The sequence below is a fragment of the Streptomyces sp. NPDC088923 genome (genome assembly GCF_044749745.1).
In the GTDB taxonomy this organism is placed as follows: Bacteria; Actinomycetota; Actinomycetes; order Streptomycetales; family Streptomycetaceae; genus Streptomyces.
This window is the reverse complement of record NZ_JBIVIO010000008.1, coordinates 54,038-68,126: the sequence shown is the minus strand read 5'-3', so window position 1 is coordinate 68,126 and position 14,089 is coordinate 54,038. Positions and strand designations below refer to the sequence as shown.

At 72.1% G+C, this 14,089-nt stretch carries 14 protein-coding genes; 8 read left to right on the top strand and 6 right to left on the bottom strand.

Going from position 1 to position 14,089, the window contains the following annotated elements; genetic code table 11:
• Nucleotides 1-37: 37 nt before the first annotated feature.
• From ACIP4O_RS25530 to folE, 5 genes are all read left to right on the top strand, one after another.
• Nucleotides 38-1,204, top strand: a complete 1,167-nt coding sequence (locus ACIP4O_RS25530; protein WP_401577869.1) for a zinc-dependent metalloprotease — start codon at nucleotides 38-40, stop codon at nucleotides 1,202-1,204.
• A gap of 326 nt (nucleotides 1,205-1,530) precedes the next feature.
• Complete coding sequence (gene tilS, locus ACIP4O_RS25525; RefSeq protein ID WP_361323273.1) at nucleotides 1,531-2,703, top strand: tRNA lysidine(34) synthetase TilS; 1,173 nt, start codon at nucleotides 1,531-1,533, stop codon at nucleotides 2,701-2,703.
• A 54-nt stretch (nucleotides 2,704-2,757) separates the two neighbouring features.
• A complete protein-coding gene (hpt, locus tag ACIP4O_RS25520; protein WP_361323270.1) occupies nucleotides 2,758-3,318 on the top strand; it encodes a hypoxanthine phosphoribosyltransferase in 561 nt (186 codons plus the stop codon).
• Nucleotides 3,319-3,573: 255 nt separating this feature from the next.
• Nucleotides 3,574-5,622, top strand: a complete 2,049-nt coding sequence (gene ftsH, locus ACIP4O_RS25515; RefSeq protein ID WP_401577867.1) for an ATP-dependent zinc metalloprotease FtsH — start codon at nucleotides 3,574-3,576, stop codon at nucleotides 5,620-5,622.
• A gap of 145 nt (nucleotides 5,623-5,767) precedes the next feature.
• Nucleotides 5,768-6,373, top strand: coding sequence for a GTP cyclohydrolase I FolE (gene folE, locus ACIP4O_RS25510; RefSeq protein ID WP_401577865.1), 606 nt, complete (start codon nucleotides 5,768-5,770; stop codon nucleotides 6,371-6,373).
• A 53-nt stretch (nucleotides 6,374-6,426) separates the two neighbouring features.
• Here folE and ACIP4O_RS25505 read toward each other — a convergent pair whose 3' ends face one another.
• The 6 genes from ACIP4O_RS25505 to ACIP4O_RS25480 all read right to left on the bottom strand — a co-directional run bounded on the left by ACIP4O_RS25505 (nucleotide 6,427) and on the right by ACIP4O_RS25480 (nucleotide 11,113).
• Nucleotides 6,427-6,909, bottom strand: a complete 483-nt coding sequence (locus ACIP4O_RS25505; RefSeq protein ID WP_361323262.1) for a DUF3180 domain-containing protein — start codon at nucleotides 6,907-6,909, stop codon at nucleotides 6,427-6,429.
• A 70-nt stretch (nucleotides 6,910-6,979) separates the two neighbouring features.
• Nucleotides 6,980-7,588 (bottom strand): 2-amino-4-hydroxy-6-hydroxymethyldihydropteridine diphosphokinase, encoded by a 609-nt coding sequence (gene folK / locus ACIP4O_RS25500; RefSeq protein WP_361323259.1) that lies wholly within the window; start codon nucleotides 7,586-7,588, stop codon nucleotides 6,980-6,982.
• On the bottom strand, nucleotides 7,585-7,944 hold the full coding sequence (gene folB / locus ACIP4O_RS25495; protein WP_361323256.1) for a dihydroneopterin aldolase: 360 nt from the start codon (nucleotides 7,942-7,944) through the stop codon (nucleotides 7,585-7,587). Before folB ends, folK begins: the two co-directional genes overlap by 4 nt.
• A gap of 445 nt (nucleotides 7,945-8,389) precedes the next feature.
• Entirely contained in the window at nucleotides 8,390-8,902 is a 513-nt protein-coding gene (locus ACIP4O_RS25490) for a nuclear transport factor 2 family protein (protein WP_361323241.1), read from the bottom strand.
• Nucleotides 8,899-9,762, bottom strand: coding sequence for a dihydropteroate synthase (gene folP / locus ACIP4O_RS25485; RefSeq protein ID WP_401577861.1), 864 nt, complete (start codon nucleotides 9,760-9,762; stop codon nucleotides 8,899-8,901). The genes ACIP4O_RS25490 and folP overlap by 4 nt, the downstream gene beginning before the upstream one ends.
• A gap of 181 nt (nucleotides 9,763-9,943) precedes the next feature.
• Nucleotides 9,944-11,113 carry an ABC transporter ATP-binding protein gene (locus tag ACIP4O_RS25480; protein ID WP_401577859.1) on the bottom strand — a complete coding sequence of 390 codons (1,170 nt, stop codon included), beginning with the start codon at nucleotides 11,111-11,113 and terminating at the stop codon, nucleotides 9,944-9,946.
• A gap of 306 nt (nucleotides 11,114-11,419) precedes the next feature.
• On the opposite strand from ACIP4O_RS25480, the gene ACIP4O_RS25475 reads away from it, so the two are divergent.
• The 3 genes from ACIP4O_RS25475 (at nucleotide 11,420) to ACIP4O_RS25465 (ending at nucleotide 13,983) form a co-directional block, all read left to right on the top strand.
• Nucleotides 11,420-12,151 (top strand): ABC transporter permease, encoded by a 732-nt coding sequence (locus ACIP4O_RS25475; RefSeq protein WP_401577857.1) that lies wholly within the window; start codon nucleotides 11,420-11,422, stop codon nucleotides 12,149-12,151.
• Entirely contained in the window at nucleotides 12,148-12,885 is a 738-nt protein-coding gene (locus tag ACIP4O_RS25470; protein WP_401577855.1) for an ABC transporter permease, read from the top strand. The genes ACIP4O_RS25475 and ACIP4O_RS25470 overlap by 4 nt, the downstream gene beginning before the upstream one ends.
• Nucleotides 12,886-12,996: 111 nt before the next feature.
• The gene (locus tag ACIP4O_RS25465) at nucleotides 12,997-13,983 is read left to right on the top strand and encodes an ABC transporter substrate-binding protein (protein WP_401577853.1); all 987 of its coding nucleotides are present in this window, start codon (nucleotides 12,997-12,999) and stop codon (nucleotides 13,981-13,983) included.
• The last annotated feature ends 106 nt before the right edge of the window (nucleotides 13,984-14,089 follow it).

Genomic DNA, 14,089 nt, shown 5'->3' with positions numbered 1-14,089 from the left:
CCTCCTCCCCGCCCCGGAAACCCCGTACCGTTGACACATGACGAGCCTCGGTGGTCCCCAGATGGTCGACTGGAATCTCGCGGTCACCACCGCGACCCGCCTCCTGCGCCCGGGCCCGGAGGTGAGCCGCGACGAAGCCCGCGCGGTCGTCGCCGAACTGCGCGAGCACGCCAAGTCGGCCGAGGAACACGTCCGCGCCTACACCCGGATGGGCCCGCCGCCCTCCGCGGACACGCCCGTCCTCGTCGTCGACAGGAGCGGCTGGGTGCGCGCCAACGTCGCCGGGTTCCGCTCGCTGCTCGCGCCGCTGCTCGACAAGATGCAGGGCCGCAGGAACGAGGGCGGCTCCTCCAGCATCGTGACGGCGCTCGGCGGCAAGGTCACCGGCGCCGAACTCGGCATCCTCCTCTCCTTCCTCTCCTCGCGCGTCCTCGGCCAGTACGAGACCTTCGCCCCGCCCTCGCGCGAACTCCCCGGCGGCACCGGCGGCGGCCGGCTCCTCCTCGTCGCGCCGAACATCGTGCACGTCGAGCGTGAGCTCGGCGTCGACCCGCACGACTTCCGCCTCTGGGTCACCCTCCACGAGGAGACCCACCGGACCCAGTTCACCGGCGTGCCCTGGCTGCGCGACCACCTGGAGAACGAGATCCGCGGTTTCCTCGACGAGACCGAACTCGACCCCGGCCACTTCGCCGACCGACTCGGGGAGACCCTCCGTTCCCTCCTCGACCGCGAGGGCCGCGAGAAGAAGGCGGCCGACGGCGCGGACGACGAGGACGGCGGCTCGCTCGTCGAACTCGTCCAGACCCCCGCCCAGCGCGAGATCCTCGGCCGCCTCACCGCCGTCATGTCCCTCCTCGAAGGCCACGCCGACTACGTCATGGACGGCGTGGGACCCGCCGTCGTGCCCTCCGTCGGCGAGATCCGCGAGAAGTTCCAGGAACGCCGCGCCAAGGGCGCCGGCCGCCTCGACCTCGCCCTGCGCCGCCTCCTCGGCCTCGACGCGAAACTCCGTCAGTACCGCGACGGCGAACGCTTCGTCCGCGCCGTCGTCGACGAGACCGGCATGGACGGCTTCAACCGCGTCTGGACCTCCCCGAACACGCTCCCCACCAAGCGCGAGATCCACCACCCCACCGAGTGGATCGCCCGCGTCCACGGCGGCGAGACCGGCACGGACACGGCGGAGAACGGGGAGAACTGACGGGGCGTCCCCCGGAACGTACCGGAAATCCCGGGCGATTCCGCTCGCGGTACGTGACCACAGGCGCCCGCCGCCCGTTACCCGAGAACGAGCCCCGCACGTGCCCCGGCGGCAGTGAAACGCCCCGGTAATCACCCATCCGAGGGACCGTGAGCCCCCGGCGGGCGTGCGATGCTCGAAGAAGGGCCCCCTTCTGTCACCATCTACGCACCCTGCGTGACAACCGGGGTGGTGGACGAACACCGCGCGCCCACGCGCCGCACGACCGTCCCCCTCCCCGCCCCGGCCCCCGGGGGCACACGCGCTCCAACGAAGGGAACACGGACATGGGTCCCCATCCCGCGGTCGCGGCGATACGTCTGGCGGTCCGCCGCGCCCTGCACGACGTCCTCAGTCAGCACGCCGCAGGGCCCCTCGGTCCCGGCACCCGCCCCGCGCCCCGCGACCCCGAGCCCCCCGCGATGGCCGCGGCCGCCCCGCCCGACCCCCTCCCCCCAGCCCCCGCCGGACCCGCCGACCCGGCCGCTCCCGACTGGGCCGCGCGCATCCTCCGCTCGCGCCGCCCCTTCCCCGCCCCGGACCCCGCGGCGCCCCTCGTCCTCGTCGCCTGCTCCGGCGGCGCCGACTCCATGGCCCTCGCCTCCGCGCTCGCCTTCGAGGCCCCCCGCCTCGGCATCCGCGCGGGCGGCGTCACCGTGGACCACCGCCTCCAGGAAGGCTCCGGCCGCCGCGCCGCCGAGGTCGCCGCCCGGCTCACCGCCCTGCGCCTGACCCCCGTCGAGGCCGTCGCCGTCGACGTGGGCCGCGCCGGAGGACCCGAGGCCGCCGCCCGCGAGGCCAGGTACGCGGCACTCGACGCCGTCGCCGAAGAACACGGCGCCGCCGCGATCCTCCTCGGCCACACCCGCGACGACCAGGCCGAGACCGTCCTCCTCGGCCTCGCCCGCGGCTCCGGCACCCGCTCCCTGTCCGGCATGGCCGAGACCTCCGGGCCCGGCGGCCGCTACCGCCGCCCCTTCCTGCGCATCGACCGGCAGACCGCCCGCAAGGCGTGCATGGTCCAGTCGCTGCCCGTGTGGGACGACCCGCACAACACCGACCCCGCCTACACCCGCTCCCGGCTGCGCCACGAGGGCCTGCCCGCGCTGGAGAAATCCCTCGGCAAGGGCGTCGTCGAAGCCCTCGCCCGTACGGCCCAGCTCTCCCGCGACGACGCCGACGCCCTCGACGCCTGGGCCGCGCGCGCCGCCGGAACCGTCCGCGACGAACACGGCGCACTCGACTGCGCCGGGCTCTACGCGCTGCCCGCCGCCGTCCGCCGCCGCGTCCTGCGCTCCGCGCTCCTCGACGCGGGCGCCCCCGGCGGAGCGCTCTTCGCCGCGCACATCGAGGAGGTGGACCGGCTCATCACCGCCTGGCGCGGGCAGCGGGCCCTCAACCTCCCCGGGAAGGTCGAGGCCAGGCGGCTAGGTGGCAGACTGGTCATCCGGCAAGGCTGAGGCACGCGCCCACGGGCGGGCGCGCCGCCGCCCCCGGTACGACAGACGAAAGTGATGCGCGTGGACGCGAAAGACATGGGCTCCGACCTCCAGTCGGTCCTCCTCACGAAGGAAGAGATCGACGCGAAGCTCGCCGAGCTGGCCGCCAAGATCGACGCGGAGTACGCGGGCAAGGACCTCCTCCTGGTCGGAGTCCTCAAGGGCGCGGTGATGGTCATGGCCGACCTCGCCCGCACCCTGTCCACCCCGGTCACGATGGACTGGATGGCCGTCTCGTCCTACGGGGCGGGCACCCAGTCCTCCGGCGTGGTGCGCATCCTCAAGGACCTCGACACCGACATCAAGGGCCGGCACGTCCTGATCGTCGAGGACATCATCGACTCGGGGCTCACCCTGTCCTGGCTGCTCACCAACCTCGGTTCGCGCGAGCCCGCCTCGCTGGAGGTGTGCACGCTGCTGCGCAAGCCGGACGCCGCGAAGGTCGCGATCGACGTGAAGTGGACGGGCTTCGACATCCCCAACGAGTTCGTCGTCGGCTACGGACTGGACTACGCGGAGAAGTACCGCAACCTGCCCTTCGTCGGCACCCTCGCGCCCCACGTCTACGGAGGCTGACCCCCGCGCACCCGCACGGCGGCGCCGCTCGCCCGGGTCACCGGGGCCCGCGCCACAGCGCCGGGCCGAGGGCGCGTCACACTCCGCGGGCCGCCCCGGGAACCCGTACGCCTCCTCCTCCGTTGGACGAGGCGTAACCAGGTTCCCCAGCACTCCCCTGCGTCTTCGGGTGACAATGCTGGGGTACCGTCCGAAGAACAGTCTTTATCTCACTCACTATGGCAGGAGGGACGGGGCGCATCCCGCTCCGTGTGGATGGACGTGAAGCGATACTTCCGTGGGCCGGTCATGTGGATCGTGCTGGCCGTCCTCGCCGTGGTCGTGTTGATGCAGTTCGTCGGTTCGTCCGGCGGCTACAAGACGGTGGACACCGGTCAGGTCGTCAAGGCGATCGACCAGGACAAGGCGAAGGCGGTCAAGCTCAGCACCGGCGATGACCACATCATCAAGGTCGAGCTGAAGAAGGACCAGAAGGTCGAGGGGAGCGGCAAGATCCAGGCGAGCTACATCGGTGACCAGGGCACCGCACTCGCCGACACGCTCCAGGACAAGTACCAGGACAACAAGATCCCCGACGGCTACACCGTCCAGCCGTCGAAGCAGAGCCCGTTCCTCAGCATCCTCTTCTCGTTGCTGCCGATCATCGTCATCGTCCTCATCTTCCTGTTCCTCATGAACCAGATGCAGGGCGGCGGCTCCCGCGTCATGCAGTTCGGGAAGTCCAAGGCGAAGCTTCTGACGAAGGACACCCCGAAGACGACCTTCGCGGACGTCGCGGGCTCCGACGAGGCCGTCGAGGAACTCCAGGAGATCAAGGAATTCCTCCAGGAACCGGCGAAGTTCCAGGCCGTCGGCGCCAAGATCCCCAAGGGCGTCCTCCTCTACGGGCCTCCCGGCACGGGCAAGACCCTCCTCGCCCGCGCGGTGGCCGGCGAGGCCGGGGTGCCGTTCTACTCGATCTCCGGCTCCGACTTCGTCGAGATGTTCGTCGGTGTCGGTGCCTCCCGCGTGCGCGACCTCTTCGAGCAGGCCAAGGCGAACGCCCCGGCGATCGTCTTCGTCGACGAGATCGACGCCGTGGGCCGGCACCGCGGCGCGGGCCTCGGCGGCGGGCACGACGAGCGCGAGCAGACGCTCAACCAGTTGCTCGTCGAGATGGACGGCTTCGACGTGAAGGGCGGGGTCATCCTCATCGCCGCCACGAACCGGCCCGACATCCTCGACCCGGCGCTCCTGCGCCCGGGCCGCTTCGACCGGCAGATCGCCGTCGACCGCCCCGACATGCAGGGCCGGCTGGAAATCCTCAAGGTGCACGTGCAGGGCAAGCCCGTCACCGAAGGCGTCGACCTCGCGGCCGTCGCCCGGCGCACCCCGGGCTTCACCGGCGCCGACCTCGCCAACGTGCTCAACGAGGCCGCGCTCCTCACCGCGCGCAGCGACAAGAAGCTCATCGACAACGGCATGCTCGACGAGGCCATCGACCGCGTCGTCGCAGGGCCGCAGAAGCGCACCCGCATCATGTCGGACAAGGAGAAGAAGATCACCGCGTACCACGAGGGCGGACACGCCCTGGTCGCGGCGGCTTCCCCGAACTCCGACCCGGTGCACAAGATCACCATCCTGTCCCGCGGGCGTGCCCTCGGTTACACGATGGTGCTCCCGGACGAGGACAAGTACTCGACCACGCGCAACGAGATGCTCGACCAGCTCGCCTACATGCTGGGCGGCCGGGCCGCGGAGGAGCTCGTCTTCCACGACCCGACCACCGGCGCGGCGAACGACATCGAGAAGGCCACGGGTACCGCCCGCGCCATGGTCACCCAGTACGGGATGACCGAACGGCTCGGCGCGATCAAGTTCGGCGGCGACAACTCGGAGCCCTTCCTGGGCCGCGAGATGGGCCACCAGCGCGACTACTCGGAAGAGGTCGCGGCGCTCGTCGACGAAGAGGTCAAGAAGCTCATCGAGACGGCGCACAACGAGGCGTGGGAAATCCTCGTCGAGAACCGGGACGTCCTCGACAACCTGGTCCTCGAACTCCTGGAGAAGGAGACCCTCGGCAAGGAGGAGATCGCCGAGATCTTCGCCCCGATCGTGAAGCGCCCGGCCCGCCCGGCGTGGACCGGATCGTCCCGCCGGACGCCCTCGACCAGGCCGCCGGTGCTCTCGCCGAAGGAACTCCAGCTCACGCACGGTGCCCATGGCACCGTGGGCGCCAACGGCACCCAGCCGAGCCAGGTCTCCGTCGACAAGACGCCGCAGGCCGAGCCCGAGTCCTCCCCGGAGGAGCGCGGCGACAGCTGAGCGATCGAGGCGGAGCACACCCCGGGCCGAGCCCGGAATGAAGCCCGTCCCCACCAGGTTTTAGCCTGGAGGGGGCGGGTTTTCCCGTATCCCCAGGTCCGGGCACCGGCCCCGGGCGGCGGCACGGCAACGGAACGAGGCAGACATGACCGACCCGGTGACCCTGGACGGCGAGGGCACGATCGGTGCCTTCGACGAGAAGCGGGCCGAGAACGCCGTCCGCGAACTCCTCATCGCCGTGGGCGAGGACCCCGACCGCGAAGGGCTGCGCGAGACCCCCGGCCGGGTCGCCCGCGCCTACAAGGAGATCTTCGCCGGGCTCTGGCAGGAGCCGGAGGAGGTGCTCACCACGACCTTCGACCTCGGGCACGACGAGATGGTCCTCGTGAAGGACATCGAGGTGCAGAGCACCTGCGAACACCACCTCGTGCCCTTCGTCGGCGTCGCCCACGTCGGCTACATCCCCGCCTCCGACGGCAAGATCACCGGGCTCTCCAAGCTCGCCCGCCTCGTCGACGTCTACGCGCGCCGCCCCCAGGTGCAGGAACGCCTCACCACGCAGGTCGCCGAGGCGCTCATGCGGATACTGGAGCCGCGCGGGGTCATCGTCGTCATCGAGTGCGAGCACCTGTGCATGTCGATGCGGGGCGTGCGCAAGCCGGGCGCCAAGACGCTCACCTCGGCGGTACGGGGACAGCTGCGCGACCCGGCGACGCGCGCCGAGGCGATGAGCCTGATCATGGCGCGGTGAGCTCGTCACGCTGAGCTGTTGGCGGTGAGCTGTTCGCGCTGCGCGCGGCCCGGTCAGGTCGCCGGGTGCGGGGTGTCGTCGTCGTGGTCCTCGGGGAGCTTGCAGACGTGCTCCAGGAAGAAGGCGACGGCGACGACGGCCGCGCCCGCGAGCACCGTGAGACCGGCGTAGACGGCCTGTTCGCGACGGGCCGGTTCGTCGAGGCGGGTCAGCAGGAAGACGCCCATGCCGCCGTAGAGCCCGGCGACGACGGCGGCGACGAGGGCGCTCGCCTGGCCGAGGACGACGGCGCGCGCCGCCTGGAGCGGATTCACGCCCTCGGCGCCCTGCCTGCGCTCGCGCTGGGCGCGCAGCCGGGAACGTATCGACAGGGCCGTGGCGAGGAGCAGCGCGGCGAGCGCGAAGAAGACGACGGGCGCGGCGACGGGCACGGAGGGCAGCTGCCCGTACGCGTCCCAGAGCCTTGCCCCGGCCCAGGCGAGCACCCCGGCCACGAGGAAGATCCCGGCGAGCACCCGGAGGCGGAGCTTCTGCACCTGTGTCGTCCCTTCGTACGCGCACGGGCCCCGTGGCCCGTCCGCGAGCGCCCCTCGTCGACCCTAACGGCTATTCGGGGACGATCAGTTCCAGGTCCCTGCGGGGGGTGACGCCCTCGTCGCCGACCGCGGCGAGCAGCTCACCGACCGTGCCGCGGCCGGGCAGGCTCGCGCCGGGCTCGATGTCGGCCCAGGGCGCGAGGACGAAGGCACGTTCGTGGGCGCGCGGGTGCGGCAGCGTGAGCACCGGGTCGTCCGAGACGACGTCCGCGTACGTGACGATGTCCACGTCCAGCGTGCGCGGCGCCCAGCGCTCGGCGCGCTCGCGGTGGAACGCCTCCTCGACCGCGTGCGCGCGCTCCAGGAGCGAGGAGGGGGGCAGCGTCGTGCGGATGGAGACGACGGCGTTGAAGTAGGAGGGCTGGCTGCCCGGCTCGACGCCCCAGGGCTCGGTTTCGTAGACGGGGGAGACGGCCTTGACGCGCAGGCCCGGGGTGTCCTCCAGGGCGTCGATCGCGCCCTGGAGGTTCTCCAGTCGGTTGCCGAGGTTCGAGCCGAGGGCGACGACGGCGCGGTGCGGGTTGGACAGCGTGGTGTCGGCGGCGTCCACCTGGGCGACGACGGACGCCGGCACCGGCTGGACGGTGGGGTCCCCGTGGACCTGGTCGCGTGCGGTCATGCTCGGCTCCGGGTGATGGTGACGGTCACGTCGTCGAAGGGGACCGTGATGGGCGCTTGGGGTTTGTGGACGACGACCTCGACCTCGCGCACGGCCGCGTGCCGCAGGCAGGTGTGCGCGATGCGCTCGGCGAGGGTCTCGATGAGGTCCACCGGCTCGCCCTCGACGACGGCGACGACCTCCTCGGCGACCACTCCGTAGTGCACCGTCCGCTCCAGGTCGTCCCCGGCCGCGGCGGGACGCGTGTCCAGGCCGAGGCTCAGGTCGATCACGAAGGTCTGGCCCTCTTCGCGTTCCTCGGGGAAGACACCGTGGTGCCCCCGGGCGCGCAGGCCGCGCAGCGCGACACGATCCACGTACTCACTCCAGCGGTCGTCGGTCCCCGGGGGCCCGCCCGGACGACGCGGGCGGCGCCGTCCGGCACGGCGGGGCCGCGTTCGAATGCTTCTGGCGTATTCGAATCTACCCGCGCGGGCTGGCGGGGGGCGTGGAAGGGGGGTGGGGGGATTCGGCGGGGATGGATGGGGTGGGGGGCGGGGATGGGGTGGGGGCGTGCTGGGGGCGTGCCTGGTGGGGGGTGGGGTGTGCGTGACGGGGGCTTCGGGCGTGTCTGGAGGAGCTCAGCGCAGCCCCCGCCCTCCCAGGGGGGCTCCCCGACATCAAGTCTTCCAGGTGTTCAGGCCCCCACCGCACCAACTCCGGCAATCTGTGGATAACTCCGCCCAAGTGAAAAATCCGCTCACTCCAAGGAGTGAGCGGATTTTTCGCCCGGAGCGGGCCGCCGTCGAGCTCCGGTACGGTTCAGGCCGGCGTCGCGTCCCCCGGGCCCAAGGACTCCTCGTCGGGCCCCTCCTCCTCGTCGTCGTCCCTGGTCAGGACGGGCGAGGCGTGGTGCGACCACAGGCGCCAGCCCGCGGCCGTGCGGCGGAAGAGGTTCGTCGCCACGACGAGCTGACCCAGGAGCGGTCCCGGGCCCTCCTCGTCCTCGGGGGCCGGGGCGCCCGAGAGGATGTTCTCGGTGCAGGTCAGCAGTGCCGTCTGGCCGTGCACCGTGACGGCGACGTCGGTCAGGAAGAACTGGATGTACTCGGTGTTCGCCATGATCACCGCGTAACTGCGCAGCACCTCGCCGCGCCCGCTGAGCACCGGCCACCCCGGGTGCACGCACGCGATGTCGGAGCCGTCCCCGTCGTTGACGTCGTCCGTCGTGTCCAGCCACAGCCCGGCGAGGGCGTCGAAGTCGCCGGCCTCCATCGCCGCGTAGTAGGCGGCGTTCGCCTGCTCGACCTCCTCGGCCGCCGTGCGGGCGCTCACCGGGCGGCCTCGACGGCGCGCGCGACGCGTACCGCGTCCGCGCTCGCCCGTACCTCGTGCACGCGCACGCCCCAGGCGCCCGCCGCCGCCGAGAGCGCCGAGACCGCGGCGGTCGCCGCGTCGCGCTCGCGCGCGGGCGGCGGGGTCGCCGCGGTGTCGCCCGCGAGCACGCGGCCGAGGAACCGCTTGCGGGACGCGGCCACGAGCAGCGGGCGGCCGAGCGCGCGGAGCCGGTCGAGGTGCGCGAGGAGCACGAGGTCGTGTTCGGTCGCCTTCGCGAAGCCGAGCCCCGGATCGAGCAGGATCCGCTCGGGCGCGACCCCCGCCCCGACGACCGCCGCCATGCGCCGCTCCAGCTCGCCCACCACCTCGCCGACGACGTCCGCGTAGACGGCGCGCGCGTTCATGTCCTCGCTGAAACCGCGCCAGTGCATCACGACGAACGGCGCGCCCGTCGCGGCGGCCATCGGGACCATCGCGGCGTCGGCGAGACCGCCGCTCACGTCGTTGACGAGGTGCGCCCCCGCGTCGAGCGCCGCCTCGGCGACCCGCGCGCGCATCGTGTCGACCGACAGCGTGACGCCCTCGGCGGCGAGCGCCCGCACGACGGGCACGACCCGCCGCAGCTCCTCCGCCTCGTCGACGCGCGAGGCGCCGGGGCGCGTCGACTCGCCACCGACATCGATCAGGTCGGCGCCTTGGGCGACGAGTTCGAGGCCGTGCTTCACCGCGGCCTCGGTGTCGAACCAGCGTCCCCCGTCCGAGAACGAATCAGGCGTCACGTTGACGACCCCCATGACCGCGCACCGGTCCCACTCGGGCAGACCCTCGACGCGACCGCGCCCACGCAACGTACTCATGGCGCCCAGGGTAGGCGCTGCACGCGCGCGGGAGCGGGCGCGCGGACGCGCGGGTCCGGCGCGCCGACGCTGGTCAGGGGGCGTACGGGGGAGGGGCGGGACGGGGGCGGCGGGGCGCGGGGCCGCGGTACGGGTACGGGACGCCCCGTACCCGCGAGCCCCTGCCGCCGCCCCCGCCCGTTCAGACCGAGCTGACCGTCTCCAGGGCGATCTCCGCGCGGGCCACGTCGCGCGCGTCGGCCACCGTCGAGCGGCGCAGGGCCTCGTGGAGGCGGGCCGGGGTGAGGACGCCGAGGAAGCGGTCGCCCTCGTCCGGGTCGGTCACGGCGATCCAGCCCGCGTCGTGCTGGAGCATCGTCGCGAACGCCTGCTTGAGCGTCGCGCCGACCGGCAGCCACGCCTCCATGCGGCGGACCCGGTCCGCGACGGTGCCGGTCTCCGGTGCCTCGTCGCCCGTACCGCCGATCCAGCCCCGCAGCGCGCCCGCCTCGTCCAGGACGACGGCCCAGCGGGCGTCCTCGGCGCGCAGGCGCGCGGAGACCGCGGCCAGCGGGTCGCCGAGACGGACCACGGGGGGCTGTTCGAGGTCGCCGGGCTCGATCGGGGTGACGGAGAGGCGCTTGAGGCCGCGGTCGGCGCCGACGAAGTCCGCGACGTACTCGGTCGCCGGGGCGCCGAGGACGGTGCTCGGTGTGTCGAACTGCTCGACGCGGCCCGCCCCGTAGACGGCCATGCGGTCGCCGAGCCGGACCGCTTCCTCGATGTCGTGCGTCACGAAGAGGACCGTCTTGTGCACGGCGGCCTGGAGGCGCAGGAACTCGGACTGGAGGCGCTCGCGCACGACGGGGTCGACCGCGCCGAAGGGCTCGTCCATGAGGAGTACGGGCGGATCGGCGGCGAGCGCGCGGGCCACGCCGACGCGCTGGCGCTGCCCGCCGGAGAGCTGCTCGGGGTAGCGATCGCCGTAGACGGAGGGATCGAGGCCCACGAGATCGAGGAGTTCGGCGGCGCGGGCGCGCGCCTTCGCCTTCTTCCAGCCGAGCAGGTGCGGCACGGTCGCCGTGTTGTCGAGGATCGATTTGTGCGGGAACAGGCCCACTTGCTGAATGACATAGCCGATGCGGCGACGCAGTTCGACCGGATCGATGCCGGATATGTCCTCGCCGTCGAGGAATATGTGCCCGGCCGTCGGCTCGATGAGCCGGTTGACCATCTTCATCGTCGTGGTCTTGCCGCACCCGGAAGGGCCGACGAGGGTGACGAGTTCACCGGCCGTGACCTCGAAGGACAGGTCGTCGACGGCCGTGGTGCCGTCCTCGTAGCGTTTGCTGACGTGCTCGAACCGGATCATGGGTCCCCATTGTGGTCGGTCGTATCTCTCCAGTGTTGCCCCCCGTTGCCGGAATGCCACGGCGCGGCGAAGAGTTCGGGGGATTGTCAGTGGCGCGGGTTAGGGTTCGCGGCAGATCGACCACGTGTGCGAACGCGGACGGGGGCGGGGCCGTGTGACGGCGGCCCGCGCGCCCGGCGCACGACCCGCCCACGGCTCGGTCACGGTACGGACGCGGCGGGGTTGGCGTGCGCGCCGGCGGGTAGTCGGACGGCTGTTCTCGGGAGGTCCGGGGGCGAAAGAGGACCGGAGGGGGTGGGCTCGCGCATGAGCGGACAGAACTGCTTGGTCACGAACGAGTGGATCTGCGGGGAGTACCTGCGAACCCGCAGCCAGGAACTGATGGACGCGACGGTGCAGCACGTGCTGATCACCGTCGTCTCGGTCGCCATCGGCCTCGCCGTCGCGCTGCCGCTCGCGGTCCTCGCCCGCCGCTACAAGCCGCTCGCGGGCCCTGTCCTCGGCGTCACCACGATCCTGTACACGATCCCCTCGCTCGCGATGTTCTCGCTGCTCCTGCCCGTCTTCGGGCTCTCCCCCGCGCTCGTCGTGACGGGCCTCGTCCTGTACTCGCTGACGATCCTCGTGCGGAACATCCTCGCCGGACTCGAAGCGGTCCCCGAGGAGGCCCGCGAGGCCGCGCGGGGCATGGGGTACGGGTCCTGGCGCCTGCTGTGGGAGGTCGAACTGCCCCTCGCGCTGCCCGCCGTGCTCGGCGGCGTCCGCATCGCGACCGTCTCCACCGTCGCGCTCACCACCGTCGGCGCGATCGTCGACTACGGCGGCCTCGGCTCCCTCATCCTCGACGGCCTCGACACGACCTTCAAGGCGCAGGTGCTGGCCGCGTCCGTGCTGTGCGTCGTCCTCGCCGTCGCCGCCGACCTGCTCCTCCTCGGCCTCCAGCGGCTCCTGACCCCGTGGACCCGCGCGGGCCGCGTGCCCCGCAAGGCGCGTCGCGCCGCTTCCCGTACGAACCCGGCGCCCGCGGAGGCGATATGAACGCGCTCACCGGAGCCTTCGACTGGCTCGGCGCCGGGAAGAACTGGCGCGGCGACGCCGGCGTCCAGCACCGGCTGCTCGAACACCTCGGCTTCACCGGGCTGAGCATGCTCGTCGCCTGCCTCATCGCCCTGCCCGTCGCCCTCTGGCTCGGCCACCTCGGCAAGGGCGGCGCGCTCGCCGTCAACATCTCCAACATCGGCCGCGCCATCCCCACCCTCGCCCTCCTCGCGCTGCTCTCGCTCACCCCGCTGCGCCAGCACGGCGAGACGCCGACGCTCATCGCGCTCGTCCTCTTCGCGATACCCCCCGTCCTCACCAACGCCTACATCGGCATGCGCGAGGCCGACCGCGCCGTCGTCGAGGCCGCGCGCGGCATGGGCATGAGCGGCGGGCAGGTCTTCCTGCGCGTCGAACTCCCCCTCGCCTTCCCGCTCCTCATGACCGGGATACGCAGCGCCGCCGTGCAGACCGTCGCCACCGCGACCCTCGCCGCGATACCGGGCGGCGGCGGCCTCGGCCGCGTCATCACGGCGGGCTTCAACCTCCAGAACACCTCCCAGGTCGTCGCCGGAGCCCTCCTCGTCGCGGTCCTCGCGCTGCTCGTCGAAGGACTCCTCGTGCTCGTCGGACGCTGGGCGGACCCGATGCGGCACCGACGCGGCAAGGCCGCGGAGGCCGACACGGGCGGCGACACGGGGACAAGCGCGGAGCCAGCCCCGGCCGCCGCCTGAGACCCGTACACCCGCGCCCGCACCCACCGACTTCGCGATACCCCGTGCCACGAGACACCCCCCTGAACATCTCTGTGAACACCCCCGTGAACCAATGAAGGAGACCCCGACATGAGCAGGAACACGCACCGCGCGCGGCTGGCCGGAGCGGTGCTCGCCACCGCCGCACTCGCCGCGGGACTCACCGCGTGCGGCGGCGACAGCCTGGAGGACAACGGCAAGGACTCCTCCGCGAGCAAGAACGACGACGGAGGAGACAAGAAGGGCTCGCTCGTCATCGGCGCCGCCCGCTTCACCGAGGCGAAGGTCATGGCCGAGCTGTACGCGGGGGTCCTCAAGGACGCCGGGTACAGCACCTCGGTCAAGACCGTGCAGAACCGCGAGGTGTACGAGCCCGAACTGCGCAAGGGCTCGATCGACATCGTGCCCGAGTACGCGGCGACGCTCGCCGAGTGGCTCAACCACGCCAAGAACGGCGAGGACGCGAAGCCCGTCGCCTCCAGCGACGTCGACGCGACCGTCACCGCGCTGCGCGAGCTCGCCGAGCCCCAGGGCCTCAAGGTCCTCGACGCGGGGAAGGCCGTCGACCAGAACGCCTTCGTCGTCACCAAGGACTTCGCCGCGAAGCACAAGCTCAAGACCCTCTCCGACCTCGGCGAGTCGAAGGAGAAGGTCACCGTCGCCGCGGGCGACGAGTGCGCGACCCGCCCCTTCTGCGCACCGGGCCTGAAGAAGACCTACGGCATCAACGTGGCCGGAATCGACCCCAAGGGCGTCGGCACCCCGCAGTCCAAGCAGGCCGTGAAGGACGGCAAGGACCAGCTCGCCCTCACCACCACGACCGACGCGACGCTGGAGAGCTACGGACTCGTCGTCCTGGAGGACGACAAGAAACTCCAGAACGCCGACAACATCATTCCCGTCGTCAACGCCAAGGACGCCGGTGACTCCGCGATAGCCAGTGCGCTCGACAAGCTCAACGAAACCCTGACGACGGACGATCTCGTGGAACTCAACCGGAAGGTCGACGCGGAACGGCTGAAGGAGAAGGACGTCGCCGCGGATTACCTGAAGGAGAAGGGGCTCGTGAAGGGCTGAGCGGAATTCCGGAGGCGCGGGACCCCGTCGTAGGGAGGACGCGGCGGGCAGCCCGTACGGCCCCCTCACCGCACCGGTGAGGGGGCCGTACGGCGGGTCCCGCGTG

What these genes read in the sequence shown, in the direction of transcription:
- ACIP4O_RS25530 (WP_401577869.1), top strand. Translation starts at nt 38, where the DNA reads ATGACGAGCCTCGGTGGTCCCCAGATGGTCGACTGGAATCTCGCGGTC.
- tilS (WP_361323273.1), top strand. Translation starts at nt 1,531, where the DNA reads ATGGGTCCCCATCCCGCGGTCGCGGCGATACGTCTGGCGGTCCGCCGC.
- hpt (WP_361323270.1), top strand. Translation starts at nt 2,758, where the DNA reads ATGCGCGTGGACGCGAAAGACATGGGCTCCGACCTCCAGTCGGTCCTC.
- ftsH (WP_401577867.1), top strand. Translation starts at nt 3,574, where the DNA reads ATGGACGTGAAGCGATACTTCCGTGGGCCGGTCATGTGGATCGTGCTG.
- folE (WP_401577865.1), top strand. Translation starts at nt 5,768, where the DNA reads ATGACCGACCCGGTGACCCTGGACGGCGAGGGCACGATCGGTGCCTTC.
- folK (WP_361323259.1), bottom strand. Translation starts at nt 7,588, where the DNA reads ATGACCGCACGCGACCAGGTCCACGGGGACCCCACCGTCCAGCCGGTG.
- folP (WP_401577861.1), bottom strand. Translation starts at nt 9,762, where the DNA reads ATGAGTACGTTGCGTGGGCGCGGTCGCGTCGAGGGTCTGCCCGAGTGG.
- ACIP4O_RS25480 (WP_401577859.1), bottom strand. Translation starts at nt 11,113, where the DNA reads ATGATCCGGTTCGAGCACGTCAGCAAACGCTACGAGGACGGCACCACG.
- ACIP4O_RS25475 (WP_401577857.1), top strand. Translation starts at nt 11,420, where the DNA reads ATGAGCGGACAGAACTGCTTGGTCACGAACGAGTGGATCTGCGGGGAG.
- ACIP4O_RS25470 (WP_401577855.1), top strand. Translation starts at nt 12,148, where the DNA reads ATGAACGCGCTCACCGGAGCCTTCGACTGGCTCGGCGCCGGGAAGAAC.
- ACIP4O_RS25465 (WP_401577853.1), top strand. Translation starts at nt 12,997, where the DNA reads ATGAGCAGGAACACGCACCGCGCGCGGCTGGCCGGAGCGGTGCTCGCC.